The following is a 17,716-nucleotide window of genomic DNA, read 5'->3' on the forward strand; positions in this document are numbered from 1 at the left end:
AACGCCTCCTGGGTTTGGATGAAGGCCCCGCCGATACTGATGTCTTTGACGGTGTTTCTGAAAGAGCCGTCCCGGGTGTCAAAATCCACGTCGATCTGGCAGCGGCGGCGGGGGTGGGAGCGTTTCCAGTTGGCCTGCAACTTCTCCAGGTGCCGCAGATAGATCGTCTGCTGGGCGTCCGACATCCGTTCGAACAGCTCCAGCAGGCGTTTTTTGTTTTGCTCCCGCTGCATGGACTGGGCCGCTAACGCCATCGATCACCCTCCTTGCGAATCTTAAAAGCCTGCGCGGCTTGGCCGCCGCCGGGCGCCAGCCGGCGCCCGCTTTGACACAGTCCTTATATCGTCTGCGGAGAGCAAAAGTTTACCCTGAACCCGGCTGCGCACCCAAAGGGCCGCAGGGGACGCTGGCCGTCCGGGTTGCAGGCCTCACCCCAGGCGGGTTTTGGGGCAAACGGAGAGCACCGGGCAGGGGGCCCTGCGCGCCACCCGCTCCGTGGTCGAGCCGACAAAGATCTTCTCCATCACCCCCTGGCCACGGGTTCCCAGAACGATCAGGTCGACCTGGCGCCTGAGGGCGTAGCGGGTGATCTCCTCATCGGGCAGCCCTTCGAGCAGCGCAATTTGGGGGGCACACCAGTTGCAGGCCTCCTCGGGAAGCATCCGGTCGAGGCGTTTCTTCAGGCGTTCGTGCAGGCTTTGGAACAACTCGCCGTCGGCGGCCGCCGGAAAGGCCTGCAGATCCTTGTAAATCGGGGGTTCGATGACGTGTACGAGGTGCAGTTCGGCTTCGAATTCCTGCGCCAGACTGAGGGCGTTTTCAAAGGCCAGGGCGGCATTCGGCGAAAAGTCGCACCCCACCAGGATGCGCTTCAAGCGGAAGGCGGCCGGTGGGGCGTCTGAGGACTCGGGCGAAGGGCTTTTGACAATCAGCAGGGGACAGGGCAGGGTCTGCATCAGCCTTGCGGTCACCGAGCCCAGAAGCAGGCGTCTGAGTCCGGAACGGCCGTGGGTGGCTGCGATCACAAGATCCACCTTCCGATCGGCGGCCAAACGGGTGATTTCCTCGGCCGGTTGGCCGGCGGCCACCAGAATTTCAGTGGCCACGCCGCTGTCGGCCAGCAGGGCTTTAAGCTGTTCGTGCGCCGCTTTGACAGCCCGCTCGCGCTGCGCCAGCGGATCGATATAGGCCGCGCCGTATGCCAGGACCGCCGGCTCGCCGTAGACGGCTGCCGCCGGCAAATCCACCACGTGGCAACCGTAGAGGGTGCTGCCAAATTCGCGCGCCAGCGCGATGCCGTATGGCAGGCTGCGGCCGGCAAAAGTAGAGAAGTCGGTGGTGCACAAGATGCGCTGGAGGCGGGGTCGCATGGCGAATCCTCTCTTCTTGGGGCGGGGCTGGACGGGGGCGGCGGGCCAGGGGCTTTTCGTCGCCGCGGACCTTGCGGCCGAACTGCCGCCAAGTGGAGAATATCTTAGAGGAGGCGCCCGGGGCGTGTCAAAGCAATTCTGCCCGCCGGTTGCCTCGGACAGGGACGCTGCGCTAAAAAGAATCACGCTGGTATTTTGGAAATGAATCTGGTAGGAAAAATCAAGAGGGCGCCTTCATGCGAATTCCCACCCAACGCGAATGCTTTCGGCTCATCGCCGAGATGCGGATGCTGGACCACATCGTGGCCCACTCGATCCAGGTCTGCCGGGTCGCCACCCTGCTGGTGGATCAGCTCAACGCCTGCCGGCTGGAGATCAACCGCGAACTGGTGCGGGCCTCCGCCCTGCTGCACGACATCACCAAAACCCGCAGCCTGACCACCGGCGAAAACCACGCTGCCACGGGGTGCGAATACGTGTCGCAGCGAGGCTACCCCGAGGTGGGCGAGGTCGTCGGCCAGCATGTCCAGCTGAAAGCCGCCCCGATCGACGCCACGCCCCTGGCAGCTGAGATCGTCAACTACGCCGACAAGCGGGTCTTGCACGACCGCGTGGTGCCCCTGGAGCAGCGCATGCGATACATTCTGGAGCGCTACGGCTGCAAAGCGGAGTTCAGGGAGCGCTGGCAGCGGCTCTGGTCCGATTACGTAACCATGGAAACCCGTATTTTTCGGGGCCTCCGGATTGCGCCCCGCGATCTGCCCGCCTTCCTGGATGGCGGCGGCCTGGCGGCCGACATCGCGGCCTACCGCAAAATCCTTGCGCGCACGGAACGCCCCCCCGAGAATCTCACCTGCGAGGAGACAGCGCCATGAAAAACGTTAAAGGTTTTTTTTGGGCACGCAAGGACATCGCCATTCGGTTTCTCTACACCCTGCTTTTCATGGCGATTCTGGAGATCGTCAAACTGCTGGTCCAACTGACAGTGCTCTTTCAGTTTGTCTACCTTTTCTTCACCCTGAACCAAAGCCAACCGGCGGCCCGTTTCGCCAACCGCCTGGCCGCCTACCTCTACCGTCTGACGCGCTACATGAGCTTGAACGAACAGCAGCGCCCCTTTCCCTTCAGGGATCTGCCGGATGCCATGGAACCCCCGGAGGGTGCCCCGCCCTTTTGACCCCCCGCCTTTTCAGCGTCGCAGTGTCTTTCAAAGCCCGCCGCAGCCGGGACCCCGCCCGGGGAGGCCTGCAGCCAGGAGGGTCCGGCCGCCGTCAGGAATCGTAGAAGGTCACCACCGGGTCGCGCAGAATGAGGTCGATGGCCTGCCCGGCGGCATCCGCGGCGGTCGGGAAGACACCCCGCAGGCTCCGGATATGGCGCAGGTTGTCGGCCGTTCGCAGGATCAGCATGGCCAAGTTTCCCTCCTCGATTTCCGCCAGGGACACCACCTGTTCCCAGCTGTGGCCGCTCGCCCAGGTACTCAGCGCCACCGCCGGCCGAAAAAAGAGCGGGTTGACCACGAAACCGTGATCCTGCATCTCCCGGGCAAACGGCCGCAGCCCGCGCTTGACCTTCAGAAAAGCACTCAGCAACCCCTTGGGGATCGCCTCCTTGGGGACCCGGTCATCGACCTCGCGCTCGTTGACAAATGCGGCGATGATCCCCGCCAGAATCGACGCGTCGTTTTCGGGAAAGAGCGCCTCCCGGAAGCCTTCGGCGATCAGCAGGGGCTGGTCCACCCGCAGCTGCGAGGCCCACAGCCCGTCAGCGGTCAGCCCATCGGCGGCATCCACGTAGCCGTGGGTCTTGAGAAAACTCAGATGCCGCAGAAAGTCCTGCCACAAAACCGCTGTTCCCGTGGGCGCCTGACGCCCCCCGCCCTTGCGGCCGCGCGCCTGGGCTTGCTGGTAGGCCCCGAAGGACTTCTGCAGAAGTTCCTCGATCTGCCCGGGGCTGTGGGACAAGAGCAGGTTGAGCACCATCGAGAAGTTTATTTTGATCTGGCTGAGCACCGGCGAGGGGGCTGCGTCGATCAGTTTGGCGATGAAGCGCAGGTCCATGAACTTGGTGGGCACGGCCAGGGCAAAGCCGATCTGGTCCATTCCGCGGCGGCCGGCGCGGCCGGTCATCTGGTGGAATTCGGTCGCCGTCAGGGGCAGAAACTCAGTGCCGTTGAAGCGGTCGGAGTTCAGGAAGGCCACCGTGCGGGCCGGAAAATTGACACCCGCGGCCACTGTCGAGGTGGCAAAAACGGCGTCCAAAAGGCCTTCCAGCATGAGGGTCTCCACCAGAATTTTCCATGACGGCAGCTGGCCACTGTGATGCGCGGCCACCGCCATGTGCTCAAGCGCCCGCATCTGACGGTGGCCCGCCAGATGCGGGCTCTGGGCCACCAGGGCGGCGATCCGGCGGCTGAGGCGCTGCTGCCGTTCCGGGTTCCGGATCTGGTTCTGCCGGCAGAGATCGAGCGCGTTGTCGCAGTCGGCCCGCGATTTCAGAAAGAAAATCGCCGGCAGCAGGCGGAACTTGCGTAAAACCTTGAGCAGGTCGCCAAAGGGCGGCAGTCTGCCGGGCGGCGCGAGCCGGGGCGGGTGCTGACTGCCGATAAACTCCCGCACCTTTTTGTGGAGAACCATTTTTTTGGAAGCTCCGGCGGGCACCAGCAGCGGGTAGAGCGTCCCGGAGGGGTGCAGCAGCAGCGGGTAAAGCGGCACCGGCCGGCGGTTTTCGACCACCACCCGGCAGGGCCTGGCACGCATGGCGGTCAGCCAGCCGGCTATCTGATCGGCATTGCCGATGGTAGCCGAGAGCAGCAGCAGCGGGATGCGCAGCGGCAGGTAGATCATCACCTCCTCCCAGACCACCCCGCGGTCGGGGTCGCCCAGGAAGTGGGCCTCGTCCAGAACCACGAAATCGGATGCCAAGTCCTCGCCCCGGTGCATGGCATCGTACAATTGATTGCGCAGGATTTCGGTGGTCCCGACGATGATGGCGGCGTCCGGATTTTCCTTGCGGTCGCCGGTGAGAATGCCCACCTGTTCGCGTCCGAAAATCTCCTTGAACTCGGCATATTTGGCGTTGGAGAGGGCCTTCAGGGGGGAGGCGTACCAGCACCGCCCGCCGGCATCGAAACGCTGCCGGATGGCTTCCACCGCTATCCAGGTTTTGCCGGCACCGGTGGGGGCGCTCACCAGGCAGTCGGAGTCGCCCACCGCCGCCACCGCTTCCAGTTGAAACGGATCCGGTTGAAAGGGGCGCGTTGCCGGTCTGCCGATGGTGGCGAAAACTTTCTTCAACCGGCTGTCGGCCCCGGGCCGGATGGCCGCCACGCGCGGTTTGCGGTGAGCCACGGTTTTGGAGCGGGGCGGGTATTTGCGGGGGGTGTAGATCACAGCCGGGCGATCATCTCTTTGACCACCGCTTTGGCCGGGGAGGCCACGTCGAAGGGCGAAACGCCCGCCAGATCGGCCTCGATCAGGGCATTGTCGTAGGGCAGGAATCCCAGAAAGGCAAAGCCCGCGAGGTGCTCCCGCAGAAAGGCTTCGTCCCGCGGACTGCGGATCTTGTTGCCCACGACCGCGATATTGTCCAGGCCGATCTCGCCCGCCAGCTTGCGGATGTGCTCGGCGGTATCGATGCTGCGACGCCCCGGCTCGACGACCACCAGCAGGCGGTTGACCGCCCGGGCGGTGCCCCGGCCGAGGTGTTCGATCCCGGCCTCCATGTCCATCACCACCACTTCGTTGCGGGCTAGGACGATGTGGGTGACCAGCGCGCGCAGCAGGGTGCTCTCGGGACAGATGCAACCCGACCCGCCCTTCTGAACCCCGCCGAGACGCATCAACTTGATGTTTTCCAACCGCACCGACAGGGCATCGGGCAAATCGTCGACTTTGGGGTTGAGCTTGAAAAATCCGCCGATACTGCCGGGTCTAGCCTCGGTGCGCTCGAAGATCAGCTCTTTCATTTCGGCGATGGGCGTGATGGCATCGGCCCCAGCAATGCCCAAAGCCGCGGCCAGGTTGGCATCGGGGTCGGCATCGATGGCCAGCACGTGCTTGCCCATTTCGTTCAGGTTGCGGATGAGAAGCGCGGAGAAGGTGGTTTTGCCGACACCCCCTTTGCCGCTGATGGCCAGTTTCATATGACCGTTCCTTTCCCTTGCGTTGGTTGGCCCGGCCCGCTGCAAACGGCCGCCGGCGCTTGCCGGAATGGTGCAAAAAAAACAGGGCCGGTGGCCCCGACCGGGCTGAATTCAATCTGGCATCAATATAACACAGCCGGGAAAGCGGGCAAGGCGTTAATTCCGGCGGCCGCCACCGCGGCCATGAGGGGATCGCAAAACGCCTTGCCCGGCGCCGGCCTGTCGTGTTAGGAGGATGGCCCGTCCCGTAGTGCTTTTGACCGGGCGAGCGCGCCCAAGCCGCCCGGGCCCGCCCGCCCCGGATCTGGCCGAAAGCCCCCAGGACACGGAGGAGGCCCGTGTGGCACCAAACACGCCCCAAAACCCGCCGCAAGCGCTGCACGCCCCGCTGATCCTAGCTCCGGCCGGGAGCCGGGACGCTTTTCTGGCGGCCCTTGCGGCCGGTGCCGATGCGGTCTATTGCGGCCTGAAAGCCTTCTCGGCGCGGATGGCGGCCCAGAATTTCAGCGTCGCGGAATTGGCCGCCCTGACCCGTCTGGCGCATGCACGCGGCGTCCGGGTGCACGTGGCCTTGAACACCCTCCTCAGGCCGGGCGACCTGGACCCCGCCGGCAGCCTGCTGGTGCAGCTGGAAAAACAGGTTCAGCCCGACGCCCTGATCTTTCAGGACCCCGCCGTACCGGCCCTGGCGCACCAGGCCGGGCTGCGCGCCGAGCTGCACCTCTCCACCCTGGCCAACCTGAGCTTTCCCCTCGGCCTGGAAGGCGTCCACCGGCAGCTGGGGGTCTCGACGGTGGTCCTGCCGCGCGAGCTCAGCGTCGACGAGATCAAGGCCATGGCCCTGGTTTGCCCGCCGGGGCTGGCGCTGGAGGTCTTTGTCCACGGGGCCCTTTGCTACGCCGTGTCGGGGCGCTGTTACTGGAGCAGCTGGTTCGGCGGCAAAAGCGGACTGCGCGGGCGCTGCGTCCAACCCTGCCGGCGCTACTACACCCAGGGCGGGGCGGGACGCAAATTTTTCTCCTGCCAGGACCTCAGCCTGGATGTACTCGTCAAGGTTTTGGCGGGCATCCCGGCCGTGCGCGTCTGGAAGATCGAGGGGCGCAAGAAAGGCCCCCACTACGTCTACTACACCACCCGGGCCTACCGCCTGCTGCGCGACCAGGGGCGCGACCCGCAGAGCAAGCGGACCGCCCTGGCCCTGCTGGAGCGGTCCCTGGGCCGCAGGGGAACCCATTACCACTTTCTGCCCCAGCGCCCCCAGAACCCGATCCCGGCCGACGGCCGAACCGGCTCGGGCCTCTTCGTGGGCAAGACCCGGACGGAGCAGCAAGCCCTCTCGCTGGCGCCCCGCGAGGCGCTGCTGCCGGGGGACGTGCTGCGCCTGGGCTTTGAGGACGAAACTGCCCACGCCATCCAGCGGGTCGGCAAATTCGTCCCCAAGGGCGGGCGTCTGATCCTCAAGAGCGGCAAGCCCGGCGCCGCCCATAAGGGGCTGCCGGTATTTCTGATCGACCGCCGTGAAAAGGCCCTGGCCGACATGCTCGCCGAATTGGAGCGGGCCCTTGCGCCACCGCGGGCGGCGGCAGTTCCCGCCTTTCAAACCCGGCTGCCGACCGCACCTCGCGGCAAAACGGATGCCATCGAGATCCAGATTCACCGCCTGCCGGTGCGCCCCCCCAAAAAAGAAGCGGCCGGCTGCTGGATTTCGGCCGGCGCCCTCCAGGCCACCTCGCCGGGCGCGGCCAAGCGCCTGTGGTGGTGGCTGCCACCGGTGGTCTGGCCGGACAGCGAAAAACTCCTCGGCCAACAGGTGGCCGAGCTGCTGGGCTGGGGGGCCGGGCACTTCGTGCTCAACGCGCCCTGGCAGACCGTTTTTTTCCCCCAAGGGGCGCGGCTGGAACTGTGGGCCGGCCCTTTCTGCAACATCGCCAACCCGCTGGCGCTGCAGACGCTGGCGGGGGCCGGTTTCAGCGGGGCGGTGGTCAGCCCCGAACTCTCCGGCCGGGAGTTTCTGAGGCTACCGCCGCTGAGCCCCCTGCCGCTGGGAATCGTGCTGGCGGGCCACTGGCCGCTTTGCATCTCGCGGGTGGTGGACGCAGGCCTCGCGCTGCAGCAGCCCTTTGAAAGCCCCAAGGGCGAGCAGGCCTGGGTCAAGCGTCATGAAGGACAATACTGGGTTTATCCGGGGTGGCGGCTGGACCTGACCGCCAAGAAAGCGGAACTGCGCCGGGCGGGCTACCGCCTGTTAATCCATTTAAACGAGCCCGTCCCCCAATCGGTGCACCTCAAGCAGCGCCCCGGCTTGTGGAACTGGGACCTGGGGCTTCAGTAGCCCGACGGTCGCAGAGGCCGCCAAAAGGGCCTGGCAAGAGGATTTTCGGGATGACATCCGCCGCCGCACCACCGCAGTCAGGCTTTCAATCCGTGGCGCTGATATCCGCCCCCTGGCCGTTTTTCAGCCGCCCATCGATTCAGTTGGGCAGCCTCAAAGCCTATCTGAAACGCGCGCTGCCCGATCTCAGAATCGACGCCCACCACTTTTACCTCAAGCTGGCGGCCGAGATCGGCTACGACACCTACCACGGCATCTCGGAGCGCAGCTGGCTGGCCGAGAGCGTCTATGCAACCCTGCTCTACCCCCAACGACAAGCGGCCGCCCGCAAGCTGTTCGAAAGCGAGGCGCGCAAGGTGGCCCGGCTGCGCGGGGTGAATTTCGAGGCCCTCTGTGGAAAGGTCAAAAAGCTCACGGATCACTGGATCACCAGTGTCGAGTGGCAAAAAACGGGGTTGGCCGGTTTTTCCCTCTGTCTCTGTCAGCTGACCGCCAGCCTTTACTGTATCCGCCGGATCAAGGCCCTGGCCCCGCAACTGCCCGTGGTGGCCGGCGGCTCGATGTTCGCGGGTCCGGCCCTCGCCGGGCTGATGGCCGCCTTTCCCGAGATCGACTTCATGGTCAACGGTGAAGGTGAACGCCCGTTGACCCGCCTGGTTCAACAGCTTAAATCAGCCGCCGGCCCGCAGGCGGTCCCCAGCCTGCCGGGCCTCGTGCGGCGCGCCGACCTGGCAGACAACCGGGAGCCGCTGCAGGACCAGCTGCCGTCTCTGGCCGCATTGCCGCCGCCGGATTACGACGACTACTTCCGCCTGCTGGGGGAGCTCGGGCCCGACAAGGCCTTTTTCCCGACCCTCTCGGCTGAAATCTCACGCGGCTGCTACTGGCGCAGTACCCGCCGCGACGGGGTGCCCGCGGGCTGCGCCTTTTGCAACCTCAACCGCCAGTGGCAGGGCTACCGCTTCAAACCCCCGCAGCAGGTGGCCAGCGAAATCGACGGCCTCACCCGGCGCTACCGGCTGCTTTCCGTGGCGTTGATGGACAACCTCCTGCCAGCCCGACAGTCCCCGGAGATCTTTGCCCGCCTGCAGGCCCTGAAGAAGGATCTCAGCCTCTTTGGCGAGATCCGGGCCACCACCCCGCTCGCCACCCTGGGGGTCATGCGGGCGGCCGGGGTCCAGGAGGTCCAGATCGGCATCGAAGCCCTCAGCACCCGGCTGTTACGCAAACTCAACAAGGGCACGACGGCCATCCAGAACCTGGAGATCATGAAGCACTGCGAGGCGCTGGGCATCGAAAACCGCGCCAACCTGATCTGCGGCTTTCCCGGCAGCGACGACCAGGATGTGGCCGAAACCCTGGCGACTCTGGACTTCGCCCTGCCCTTCCGGCCCCCCAAGACCGTTTATTTCTGGCTGGGAACGGGAAGCCCGGTGTGGCAGCACCCGGAGCGATTCGGCATCCGGGGGGTGGCCAACCACCCGCGCTACAGGGCGCTTTTCCCGCCCGAGACGCTGCGCCGGATCACTTTCATCACCCAATGCTACCGCGGGGACCAGGGCCGCCAGCGGGCCCGCTGGCGACCGGTTGAGAAGAAGGTCCGGGGCTGGGCGGCGGCCTACGCCGCGCTGCACCGCGCACCGGCCAGCCCGCCGATTCTCGGCTACCGGGACGGCGGGGATTTCCTGATCATCCGCCAGCGTCGCCCGGGAGCCGATACTCAGACCCATCGGCTGTTGAACACGTCGCGCGCCATCTACCTTTTCTGCGAACAGAACCGGAGCCTGGCGGCCATCACCCGACGCTTTTGCGCTCCGGGAGAAGCCGAAATCAGGGCTTTTTTAAGCGTGATGGTGGCCAAGCGGCTGATGTTTGCGGAAGGGGACCGCTATTTGAGCCTGGCGGTGCCGGCCGGCCGCCAACGGGGCGCATGACACGCCGCCCGGCCCGCGGTGGCGCCGGCGGGGGCCTTTTTTTGCGGGAGGGGCCTCAATCGAAGGGCGTCAGGCTTTCACAGCCGGTGGGGGTGACCAGCAGGGTCTGTTCGAACTGGGCTGAAAGCGAGCCGTCGGCGGTAACCGCCGTCCACCGGTCGTCCAGGACGCGCAGCTCCTTGCGCCCCAGGTTGATCATCGGCTCGATGGTGAACACCATCCCCGGCACCAGCACCACCCCCTGCCCCTTGCGGCCGTAATGCGGAATTTGCGGGGCTTCGTGGAAATCAAAGCCCACCCCGTGCCCGACGAACTCGCGGACCACCGAGCAGCCCTGACCCTCGGCATACTGCTGAATCGCCCAGCCGATGTCGCCGACGGTGTTGCCGGGGCGCACCGCTGCCATCCCCCGGCGCAGGCACTCGCGGCTGACGGCCACGATCTTGCGGGCATCGGGGCCGGCGGTGCCCACGAAGAAGGTTTTGTTGCAGTCGGCATAGTAGCCGTTGAGAATCGGGGTCACATCGACGTTGACGATGTCCCCGTCGTTGAGCACGCGCGGCCCGGGGATGCCGTGGCAGATGACCTCGTTGACCGAAACGCAGACGCTCTTGGGATAGCCCCGGTAGTTGAGGGGTGCGGAAACGGCGCCGGCGGCCGAAGTGAGCGCATCCACCAGGGTATTGATCTCGTCGGTGGCGATGCCGGGCCGGATCATGGTCTCCACCCGATTCAGGATATCCAGCGCCAGCCGACCGGCTTGCTTGATGGCCGCGATGTCCTCCGGTGCCTTCAGCCGAATCTGGTATTTTTTGAAATAAAGCTGCTTCAGGTCCACTGCCCGGGCAGCCTCTTTGCCCAGGCAGCATTTCTTGTATTTCAGACCGCTGCCGCAGGGGCAGGGGTCGTTTCGTCCAACCCGCTGGTGTTTCATGATCATGCGCTCTTTCCTGGGAGAATTAAGGGCCCCGGCAGGATTGCTGTAGCACATGCCGCCGCCTTTTTGAATGCCTAATCGGCCAGCCGCCCAGCGGTCCCGGGCCCGCCGTCATGGCCTTGACGATGAGCGCCGGTGATCGCTGTCAAAAATCCGCTGGAAATCCTTTCGAATCCTCCGCCCCGGCCCGGCTGCAGCGCCAGCCGGCGGCGGGCCCCCCTATTGTTTCCGGTGGCATCATATTTGCTTTAAGCCTCTTCAACCCGTGGGCGCGGCAGACCTCACCCCCTGGGTTATCACTTGGAAAAAACCATTCCACGACCAAACTTGATGAAGCGGTAAAAAGTCAAAATCCAGACGGTTTCGCCAAAAGTCCAAGTTTAAGGCGCGCAAATCTCAGCGGCGTGAGGCGTACTAATGTACGCCGCAGCGACTTCGAGATGCGGCGCAACGCAGAAATTGGACTTTTTGCGGAACCGTCAAACTTCGCGCGGCGAACCCGCACCCCATGACCCGATCCTGCGACATACCGGCCGATCCGGCGCGACCCGGACAATCGCCCCCCCACCTTCAGCGGGTATACCTCGAATTTTACCGCCTGCGCGAGCCGCCCTTTGCCATCACGCCCGACCCAGAGTTCCTCTTCCTTTCCCAGACCCACTTGAGCGCCATCGACAAGATCCTCTACGGCATCCAGAGCCGGATGGGGGTGATCTTGCTGAGCGGCGAGGTAGGGACCGGCAAAACCACCCTCTGCCGGGTGCTGCTGGACCGCCTGGAGGACCGCGCGGTCACCGTATATCTGATCAATCCCTCTTTTTCCGGCCGGGAGCTGATCGCGGCGATCCTGGAGGACCTCGGCCGCCCCTGCCCCGCGGACGCCACCAAAAAGGACCTGATCGACGCCCTCAACCGCTTCCTGCTGGCCGCCGACCCGCAGCGGCCGGTGGTGATTCTGATCGACGACGCCCAGAGCCTCCCGTTGGAAACCATGGAGGATCTGCGCCTGCTGTCGAACCTGGAGACCGACAAGCAAAAGCTGCTGCAAGTGATTCTCGCCGGACAGCCTGAGCTGGAAAGCCGGATTGGGCAGCCGGCCCTGCGCCAGCTGGCGCAGCGGGTGGCAATCCACTGCCGCCTGGAGCGCCTGGCGCCGGATGAAATCCAGGCCTATATCGCACGGCGCCTGTTCGTCGCTGGCGACCAGGGGCAGATCCGCTTCCCTCCCCGGGTGGCCGCCAAAATCCACCGGATCACCGACGGCATCCCGCGCATGATCAACAAGGTCTGTGACCTGGCCCTGACGGCGGCTTACACCCAAGGTGCCCACTGCGTCACAGCGGGGCATCTGCGGGCCGCGGCAACCGAGCTGGTCGGCCCCCAGGCCAAGAACCACCGCCGGCGCCGGATGGCAGCGCTGCGCCCCGCAGCCGCCTGCGCCGCGGCGGCCCTGCTGTTGGCCGGGGTCTGCGGCTTGCCGGCTTTCCCGCCCCCCAGCAGCGAAAAACCCGCGCCGATGGCCGCCCCCCAGGCGGCTGCGGCGGCCGGGGCGCCGGAAACTGCCCCAGCCCCTGGGGACACCACAGCCCCCGACAGCGGGGATGAGGCGGCGGCGCTTGCCGCGGGCCGCGGGGCCTTCGTGCTCCTCTTGGGTTCTTCCCGGTCGCTGGCCCACACCCGAGGCGCGGTCCTGGAATTGCGCCGCCAGGGCGTCACGGCGCACTGGAACCCCGTCGATATGGGCAAACGCGGCCTTTGGTACCGCATATTTACCGGGCGCTTCGAGGACCGCGCGGCAGCCGAACGATTCAAGAACGTCCACGGTCTCACGGAGTCCCTGGTGCTGAAAGCCCCCCTGACCCTTGTGCTCGGGGAGGCCGAACGGCCGGAGGCGTTCGCGCCGATCATGGCCCTGCTGGACGAAAATCGGTATGACGCCTTTGTCGTGGCGGCAGGTCCAAACCGTTACCGGCTGGCCTCGGGAGCCTATGTCAGCTCCCAGCAGGCCGCCCAAGGCGCGGCGGAATTGTCGCGCTACGGGCTGAACCCGCGGGTGGTGCCGGGATGAGCGCGCCCGACGCCCGGGGCCCGCAGCGATCGGCCCGCAGCGATCAAGCGGTCCAGGGGAGGACCGAGTGAGCCTGCTCAATGACGCCCTGCGCAAACGCCGGCAAGAGAACGCAGGCCACCAGCAACGGCCGGCAACGCCAGCGCCGATTGCTGTTTCCGGACACCGGCGGCCGCGGGCCACCTGGTTGGCCGCCGTGGCACTGGCGGCCGGCGGCCTGTCCATTCCCCTCTGGCAGACCGCCGGAACCCACGAACTCTCGCCGCCGCCCCTGAAAACGGTTGCAAACCCACCGTCCGGACTACTTTCCCAGGCCCTGTCGGCCCCCGCCGGACCGCCGCCAGCGGCGCTCCCGCCCTCGGCAGCGAATGCCCCATCAGTTCCCACGGCAACGGACGCGCCCCCGGCGAGCGCCGCGGCCGAGGGGGTGCCGAAGCCCAAGCCGGCCGCCGCGCGCCCCCCCCGGCCGGCCCGTACACGGCCGGCAAAACCGGCGGCTGAAGAGAGCCCCTTTTACACCAAAGCCAAAGCCCTGCACCGCCAGCAGCGCTATCGCGAGGCCATCGGCTTTTATCGCCAGGCGCTGGCGCTCAACCCGGATCACGCGGCCTGCCGTTTTAATCTGGCCACCGCCTACCTGGCCAGCGACGCTTTCGGGGACGCCTACCCGCTTCTCATGGCCTTGGCGGCCAGCGCGCCGTCAAACCCCGACATCCAGTTGAACCTGGCCATCGCCGAAATCGGGGCCGGGCGCCTTGAGGCCGCGGCCGTCAGCCTGGAGACGGCCCAGGGGCTGCCGGCGGCGCCGCTATTTGAGATTCATTTTCACCACGGCATTCTGCACGGCCGTTGCGGCCGCCCCCAGGCCGCCATCGCCAGCTACCGGCGGGCCATGGCGCTCAAGCCGGGGCACAGCGGGGTGCTCCTCAACCTGGCGCTGACCTATGATCGGCTGGCGCACTACCCGGAGGCGCTGGACTACTACCTGCGCTCGCTTGCGGCCGGGGACGGTCTTACCGCGCAGGAAAGCGACCAGATCCGCCGGCGGATTCGGCAACTCCAGAGCTACCTCAGCACAGCGGCCGAAGCCGCGCCGGATCGGCATCTATCGTCGGCCGCGGGCCGGCCGCAACCGGAGGGGCGCTGACGCATGAAAAAACGGATTGGCGACATCCTGACCGAAATGGGCTTCATCGGCGCCGACCAGCTGGAAATGGCGCTCATGGAGACCCGCAAAACCGGCCTTATGCTGGGCGACGTCCTCCTGCGGCTGGACTGGGTCACCGAAGAGCAGCTCCAGATGGCCATCGCCGTACAGAGCGGGGCCCAAATCCTGGATACCAGCAGTGTCGGCATCGATCCGGCTCTGCTGACCGAAATCCCCCAGGAGTTCGTCAACGAACACGGCATCTTCCCCTTCGAGAAGGACGGCCAGACCCTCAAAGCCGCCACCAGCAATCCCTTCGACGTCATTGCGCGCGACAAGCTGGCGCGCCTGACCGGCTATCGGGTGGTCACCTTCATCGCCCCCAAGACCTGGATCGCCAGGGCCATCGCCCTCTATTACCAGACCGCCCAGACCATCGACAACGAGATCGAGGCCATCACCCGCGCCGGCCTCTCCGAGCGCGCCGCGGAGCAGAACCAGATCGTCACCCTGGCCGATCTCTTGGTCGACAAGGGCTACGTCATAGGCGCCAGCGACATCCACGTGGTGCCCGACACCAACCTGGTGCGGGTGTACTACCGCATCGACGGCGTGCTTCACCAGACCTATCTCTTCGCCAAAACCTTTCAACAGAGCCTGATCACGCGCTTCAAGATCATGGCCGACATGGATATCTCCAACCCCAACATCCCCCACGACGGCCGGATTCGCTACAACGGCAAGGTCGGCACCTTCGACATGCGGGTTTCAACCTTTCCTACCCAGCTCGGGGAAACCGTCGTGATGCGCCTGCTGGTGTATGACAAGGTCGTGGGCGAGCTGAACAATCTCGGCTTGGAGGAAGACGATTTGGCCCGCTTCCGGGAAGGCATTCGCCGGCCCTACGGCCTGATTTTGACCACCGGCCCCACCGGCTCGGGCAAGACCACCACTCTCTACACGGCCCTGATGGCCATCAACAGTCCCCACATCAACGTCATGACGGTCGAGGACCCCATCGAGTATGCCATTCCCACCATCCGCCAGACGGCCGTCAACCCCAAGGCCGGACTGAGCTTCAGCAATGCGCTGCGCTCGGCCATGCGCCAGGACCCGGACGTGATTCTGGTGGGGGAGATCCGCGACCGGGAAACGGCGGACTTGGCCCTGCAGGCGGCCTTGACCGGCCACCTGGTGCTCTCCACCCTGCACACCAATGACGCCGCCTCGGCCATCAACCGCCTCCTGGACCTTGGGGTCAACACCAGCATCCTGACCGCATCCCTCTCGATGGTGGTCGCCCAGCGGCTGGTGCGGCGGGTCTGCCCCCACTGCGTCCAACACGCGGCGCCAACCGCCGAGGAGGCTGCGCTGTTCGCCCGCCAGGGTCTCACGGCCCCGCCCCTGCTGGCCCGGCCGGTGGGCTGCGGAAGCTGCTACCAGTCGGGATACCGGGGACGGACCGGCATCTATGAGGTTCTGCGGGTGGACCGCGCAATCGGCGAACTGATCTTTGGCGGGGCGCTCCACAGCACCATCGAAGACGCGGCCGTCAAGGCCGGAACGAGCCTGATGTACCGCCAGGCACTGAAAAAAGCCGTCCGGGGGGTCACGACCCTCGAGGAGGTCTTCCGGGTGGCGGCCGATGCCTGATTTCCGTTACCGGGCCATCGACGACAGCGGCCGCCTGTGCCGGGGAAGCGCCACGGCCCTGAGCGAAGGGGAGGTGGCGCAGATCCTGTTGGACAGGGGCCTGAACCTGATCGACTGCCGCAAGTCCCGGAGAACCGGCCTGACCCGGGCCTTTTCATCCGGACGGATCCCGCCGCGGCTGCTGATCGAATTCTACCACCGCCTTTCACAGGCGCTGAGGCTGGGACTGCCGATGCTGGCGGCCCTGGAGGAGAACGCCAGCACACTGCCCTCCCCGATGCTGAAAAAAATCATCGGCGAAATGCGTCTTGCCATCGCCGGCGGCCAGAGCCTGCAAGCCGCCGCCGCCCGCTTCGGCCGGATCTTCCCCAAGCTGGACCTGGCGGTCATCGGGATGGGCGAAAAAACCGGTGAGCTACCCAAATCGCTGCAAGAGCTCGCCGATTTCCGCGAATGGAAGGAAGACATCCGCGCGACCCTGCGACGGGCGACCGTTTACCCGGCCTTTGTGCTAACCGCCGTCACGGCCGTTCTGGGGGTATGGGTGGGCTACGTCCTGCCCCAAATGGCCAAAGTGCTGGCCGAAATGGGGGTTATCCTGCCCCAGGCAACCCGCTGGGTGTTGGGGGTCAGCGGGTTTCTTCGCCAGCAGTGGGTGCCGCTGGGCGCCGGGCTGGGGCTGTTGGCGGTAGCCTTTTTGCTGGCACGGAAAAGCGCCCGGGGCGCCGTCTGCCTCGACCGCCTGCTACTCGGGCTGCCACTGGCGGGCCCGATTGCGGTCAATATCGTCATGGCGCGCCTGAGCCACAATTTCGCCACGATGTACCACGCCGGCTTGAACATCCATCAAATTTTCGAGATTCTCAGCCGCGACGTCCTGGGCAACCGCTTTGTGGAAAAGCGCGTGGGCCGAGTCTACAGCGAGGTTCAGGGCGGCAAGCCTTTGGCGGCCGCCTTCGAGGGCGCGGGCGGGTTTCCGCCGCTGCTGTTGGGGGCGATTCGCAACGGGGAATCCACCGGCACCCTGGACGAGGCCTTCAACCGACTGGGGGATTACTACAACGGCGAGGTCAAGCGCACGATGCAACTTCTGGTCAACGCCTTGGAGCCGATTTCGATTTTGGCACTGGGAGGGATTTTCGGACTGATTCTGCTCTCGATCCTGCTGCCGCTCTACGACGTCATCGGCGAGTTCGGCAAAGCCTATTGAGGATGCAACCGCCCAAGACCTGCGCTAAGGGGCCTCAGGGCACGATGACCAGCTGGTCGTCGGCAAGTGTCAGGGGGCTGGCAGGCGCGGAGCCCACCACCGAGCCGGCCCCGGCGGCGGCGCTGCCCAGGCGCACACGGCTGCCCGGCACCATTTCAAAGGCCGCCGTTGCCCCCGGGGCCAGCATGCCGGCATCGGTGGCACGGTTCATGTCATAGACATAGACGGCCGCGGCCGAGCGATTGCTGACCGTCAGGCGCGCCACCTGACCGCAGACCGCGGCGAAAAGTTCCGTCCCACCCACATAGGTGGTAAGATCGTCGAACCCGCCGGCCGGCGGATGGCGCAGATAGTTGGGGGCGCCGTCACTGTTGTCGCCCCGGTGGGGGCCGGCGGCGACCGCATCGAACACGCTGCCGTTTGAATCCGCGTCCATGGGCCCCGCACTGACCAAAACCGCGGCCACTGAAAAACCCGCCGCCGCACCGTCGGCGTCGACCATCAGCGGACCGCCGCTCAGACCGCCGTGAAGCGCGCTGCAGCTGCCGGCACGGTCGGCCCCCAGGCTGCTGTTGAGGGCGTACTTGAGCGGCCGTTTGTAGGTGTCCGCGGGGCTGATCTGAAGTTCGCGGCAGGGCAGGTTCCCCACGAGGGCATGGCTGTTGCCCTGACCGTCGCCATCGGTGTCGGCCCAGGGCAGACGCCCGTTGACCACCGCGTAGGTCACCAACGCGTTTTTGGCCTGGATCAGATACTGCTGACTGTCACTGCGGGCCTTGCGTGCGGCCAGCATCCCCATGAGAGACACCCCGCCGCCGGCCAAGAGGCCGACAATCACCATCACGATGGCGATTTCCAGCAGGGTGAATCCGTTTTGCCCCCGCAGGGGTGAAGGCCTCATTTCCATGAACGGCACGCGGT

14 protein-coding genes are annotated in these 17,716 nt (G+C 65.9%); 8 read left to right on the top strand and 6 right to left on the bottom strand.

What is annotated here, in order from left to right; genetic code table 11:
• A partial coding sequence (locus LJE63_05720; protein MCG6906106.1) for a PilZ domain-containing protein occupies positions 1–254 on the bottom strand: 254 nt, incomplete at its 3' end.
• A gap of 174 nt (positions 255–428) precedes the next feature.
• Complete coding sequence (locus tag LJE63_05725) at positions 429–1,370, bottom strand: universal stress protein (GenBank protein ID MCG6906107.1); 942 nt, start codon at positions 1,368–1,370, stop codon at positions 429–431.
• 236 nt (positions 1,371–1,606) lie between these two features.
• On the opposite strand from LJE63_05725, the gene LJE63_05730 reads away from it, so the two are divergent.
• Both LJE63_05730 and LJE63_05735 read left to right on the top strand, forming a co-directional pair.
• Positions 1,607–2,245: an HDIG domain-containing protein gene (locus tag LJE63_05730; GenBank protein ID MCG6906108.1), complete on the top strand. Its 639-nt coding sequence runs from the start codon at positions 1,607–1,609 to the stop codon at positions 2,243–2,245.
• On the top strand, positions 2,242–2,547 hold the full coding sequence (locus tag LJE63_05735; GenBank protein MCG6906109.1) for a DUF4389 domain-containing protein: 306 nt from the start codon (positions 2,242–2,244) through the stop codon (positions 2,545–2,547). The genes LJE63_05730 and LJE63_05735 overlap by 4 nt, the downstream gene beginning before the upstream one ends.
• A 94-nt stretch (positions 2,548–2,641) precedes the next feature.
• Here LJE63_05735 and LJE63_05740 read toward each other — a convergent pair whose 3' ends face one another.
• Positions 2,642–4,762, bottom strand: coding sequence for a DEAD/DEAH box helicase (locus LJE63_05740; protein MCG6906110.1), 2,121 nt, complete (start codon positions 4,760–4,762; stop codon positions 2,642–2,644).
• The gene (locus tag LJE63_05745; GenBank protein ID MCG6906111.1) at positions 4,759–5,514 is read right to left on the bottom strand and encodes an AAA family ATPase; all 756 of its coding nucleotides are present in this window, start codon (positions 5,512–5,514) and stop codon (positions 4,759–4,761) included. Before LJE63_05745 ends, LJE63_05740 begins: the two co-directional genes overlap by 4 nt.
• A gap of 340 nt (positions 5,515–5,854) precedes the next feature.
• Between LJE63_05745 and LJE63_05750 the strand changes: the two genes are divergently transcribed.
• Entirely contained in the window at positions 5,855–7,846 is a 1,992-nt protein-coding gene (locus LJE63_05750) for a U32 family peptidase (GenBank protein MCG6906112.1), read from the top strand.
• A 50-nt stretch (positions 7,847–7,896) separates the two neighbouring features.
• Positions 7,897–9,780: a RiPP maturation radical SAM C-methyltransferase gene (locus LJE63_05755; protein ID MCG6906113.1), complete on the top strand. Its 1,884-nt coding sequence runs from the start codon at positions 7,897–7,899 to the stop codon at positions 9,778–9,780.
• Between the two features lie 55 nt (positions 9,781–9,835).
• Here LJE63_05755 and map read toward each other — a convergent pair whose 3' ends face one another.
• Positions 9,836–10,720 (bottom strand): type I methionyl aminopeptidase, encoded by an 885-nt coding sequence (gene map, locus LJE63_05760; protein ID MCG6906114.1) that lies wholly within the window; start codon positions 10,718–10,720, stop codon positions 9,836–9,838.
• 505 nt (positions 10,721–11,225) lie between these two features.
• Between map and LJE63_05765 the strand changes: the two genes are divergently transcribed.
• From LJE63_05765 to LJE63_05780, 4 genes are all read left to right on the top strand, one after another.
• Entirely contained in the window at positions 11,226–12,785 is a 1,560-nt protein-coding gene (locus LJE63_05765; protein MCG6906115.1) for an AAA family ATPase, read from the top strand.
• 67 nt (positions 12,786–12,852) lie between these two features.
• On the top strand, positions 12,853–13,932 hold the full coding sequence (locus tag LJE63_05770; protein ID MCG6906116.1) for a tetratricopeptide repeat protein: 1,080 nt from the start codon (positions 12,853–12,855) through the stop codon (positions 13,930–13,932).
• Between the two features lie 3 nt (positions 13,933–13,935).
• On the top strand, positions 13,936–15,585 hold the full coding sequence (locus tag LJE63_05775; protein MCG6906117.1) for a GspE/PulE family protein: 1,650 nt from the start codon (positions 13,936–13,938) through the stop codon (positions 15,583–15,585).
• Positions 15,578–16,795 (top strand): type II secretion system F family protein, encoded by a 1,218-nt coding sequence (locus tag LJE63_05780; protein ID MCG6906118.1) that lies wholly within the window; start codon positions 15,578–15,580, stop codon positions 16,793–16,795. The genes LJE63_05775 and LJE63_05780 overlap by 8 nt, the downstream gene beginning before the upstream one ends.
• 34 nt (positions 16,796–16,829) lie before the next feature.
• Here the strand turns inward: LJE63_05780 and LJE63_05785 are convergent, their stop codons facing one another.
• Positions 16,830–17,696 carry a type II secretion system GspH family protein gene (locus tag LJE63_05785; protein MCG6906119.1) on the bottom strand — a complete coding sequence of 289 codons (867 nt, stop codon included), beginning with the start codon at positions 17,694–17,696 and terminating at the stop codon, positions 16,830–16,832.
• Positions 17,697–17,716 lie beyond the last annotated feature (20 nt).

Source organism: Desulfobacteraceae bacterium, from assembly GCA_022340425.1.
Lineage (GTDB): Bacteria > Desulfobacterota > Desulfobacteria > Desulfobacterales > JAABRJ01 > JAABRJ01.

What these genes read in the sequence shown, in the direction of transcription:
- LJE63_05725 (MCG6906107.1), bottom strand. Translation starts at nt 1,370, where the DNA reads ATGCGACCCCGCCTCCAGCGCATCTTGTGCACCACCGACTTCTCTACT.
- LJE63_05730 (MCG6906108.1), top strand. Translation starts at nt 1,607, where the DNA reads ATGCGAATTCCCACCCAACGCGAATGCTTTCGGCTCATCGCCGAGATG.
- LJE63_05735 (MCG6906109.1), top strand. Translation starts at nt 2,242, where the DNA reads ATGAAAAACGTTAAAGGTTTTTTTTGGGCACGCAAGGACATCGCCATT.
- LJE63_05745 (MCG6906111.1), bottom strand. Translation starts at nt 5,514, where the DNA reads ATGAAACTGGCCATCAGCGGCAAAGGGGGTGTCGGCAAAACCACCTTC.
- LJE63_05755 (MCG6906113.1), top strand. Translation starts at nt 7,897, where the DNA reads ATGACATCCGCCGCCGCACCACCGCAGTCAGGCTTTCAATCCGTGGCG.
- map (MCG6906114.1), bottom strand. Translation starts at nt 10,720, where the DNA reads ATGATCATGAAACACCAGCGGGTTGGACGAAACGACCCCTGCCCCTGC.
- LJE63_05765 (MCG6906115.1), top strand. Translation starts at nt 11,226, where the DNA reads ATGACCCGATCCTGCGACATACCGGCCGATCCGGCGCGACCCGGACAA.
- LJE63_05775 (MCG6906117.1), top strand. Translation starts at nt 13,936, where the DNA reads ATGAAAAAACGGATTGGCGACATCCTGACCGAAATGGGCTTCATCGGC.
- LJE63_05780 (MCG6906118.1), top strand. Translation starts at nt 15,578, where the DNA reads ATGCCTGATTTCCGTTACCGGGCCATCGACGACAGCGGCCGCCTGTGC.
- LJE63_05785 (MCG6906119.1), bottom strand. Translation starts at nt 17,696, where the DNA reads ATGAGGCCTTCACCCCTGCGGGGGCAAAACGGATTCACCCTGCTGGAA.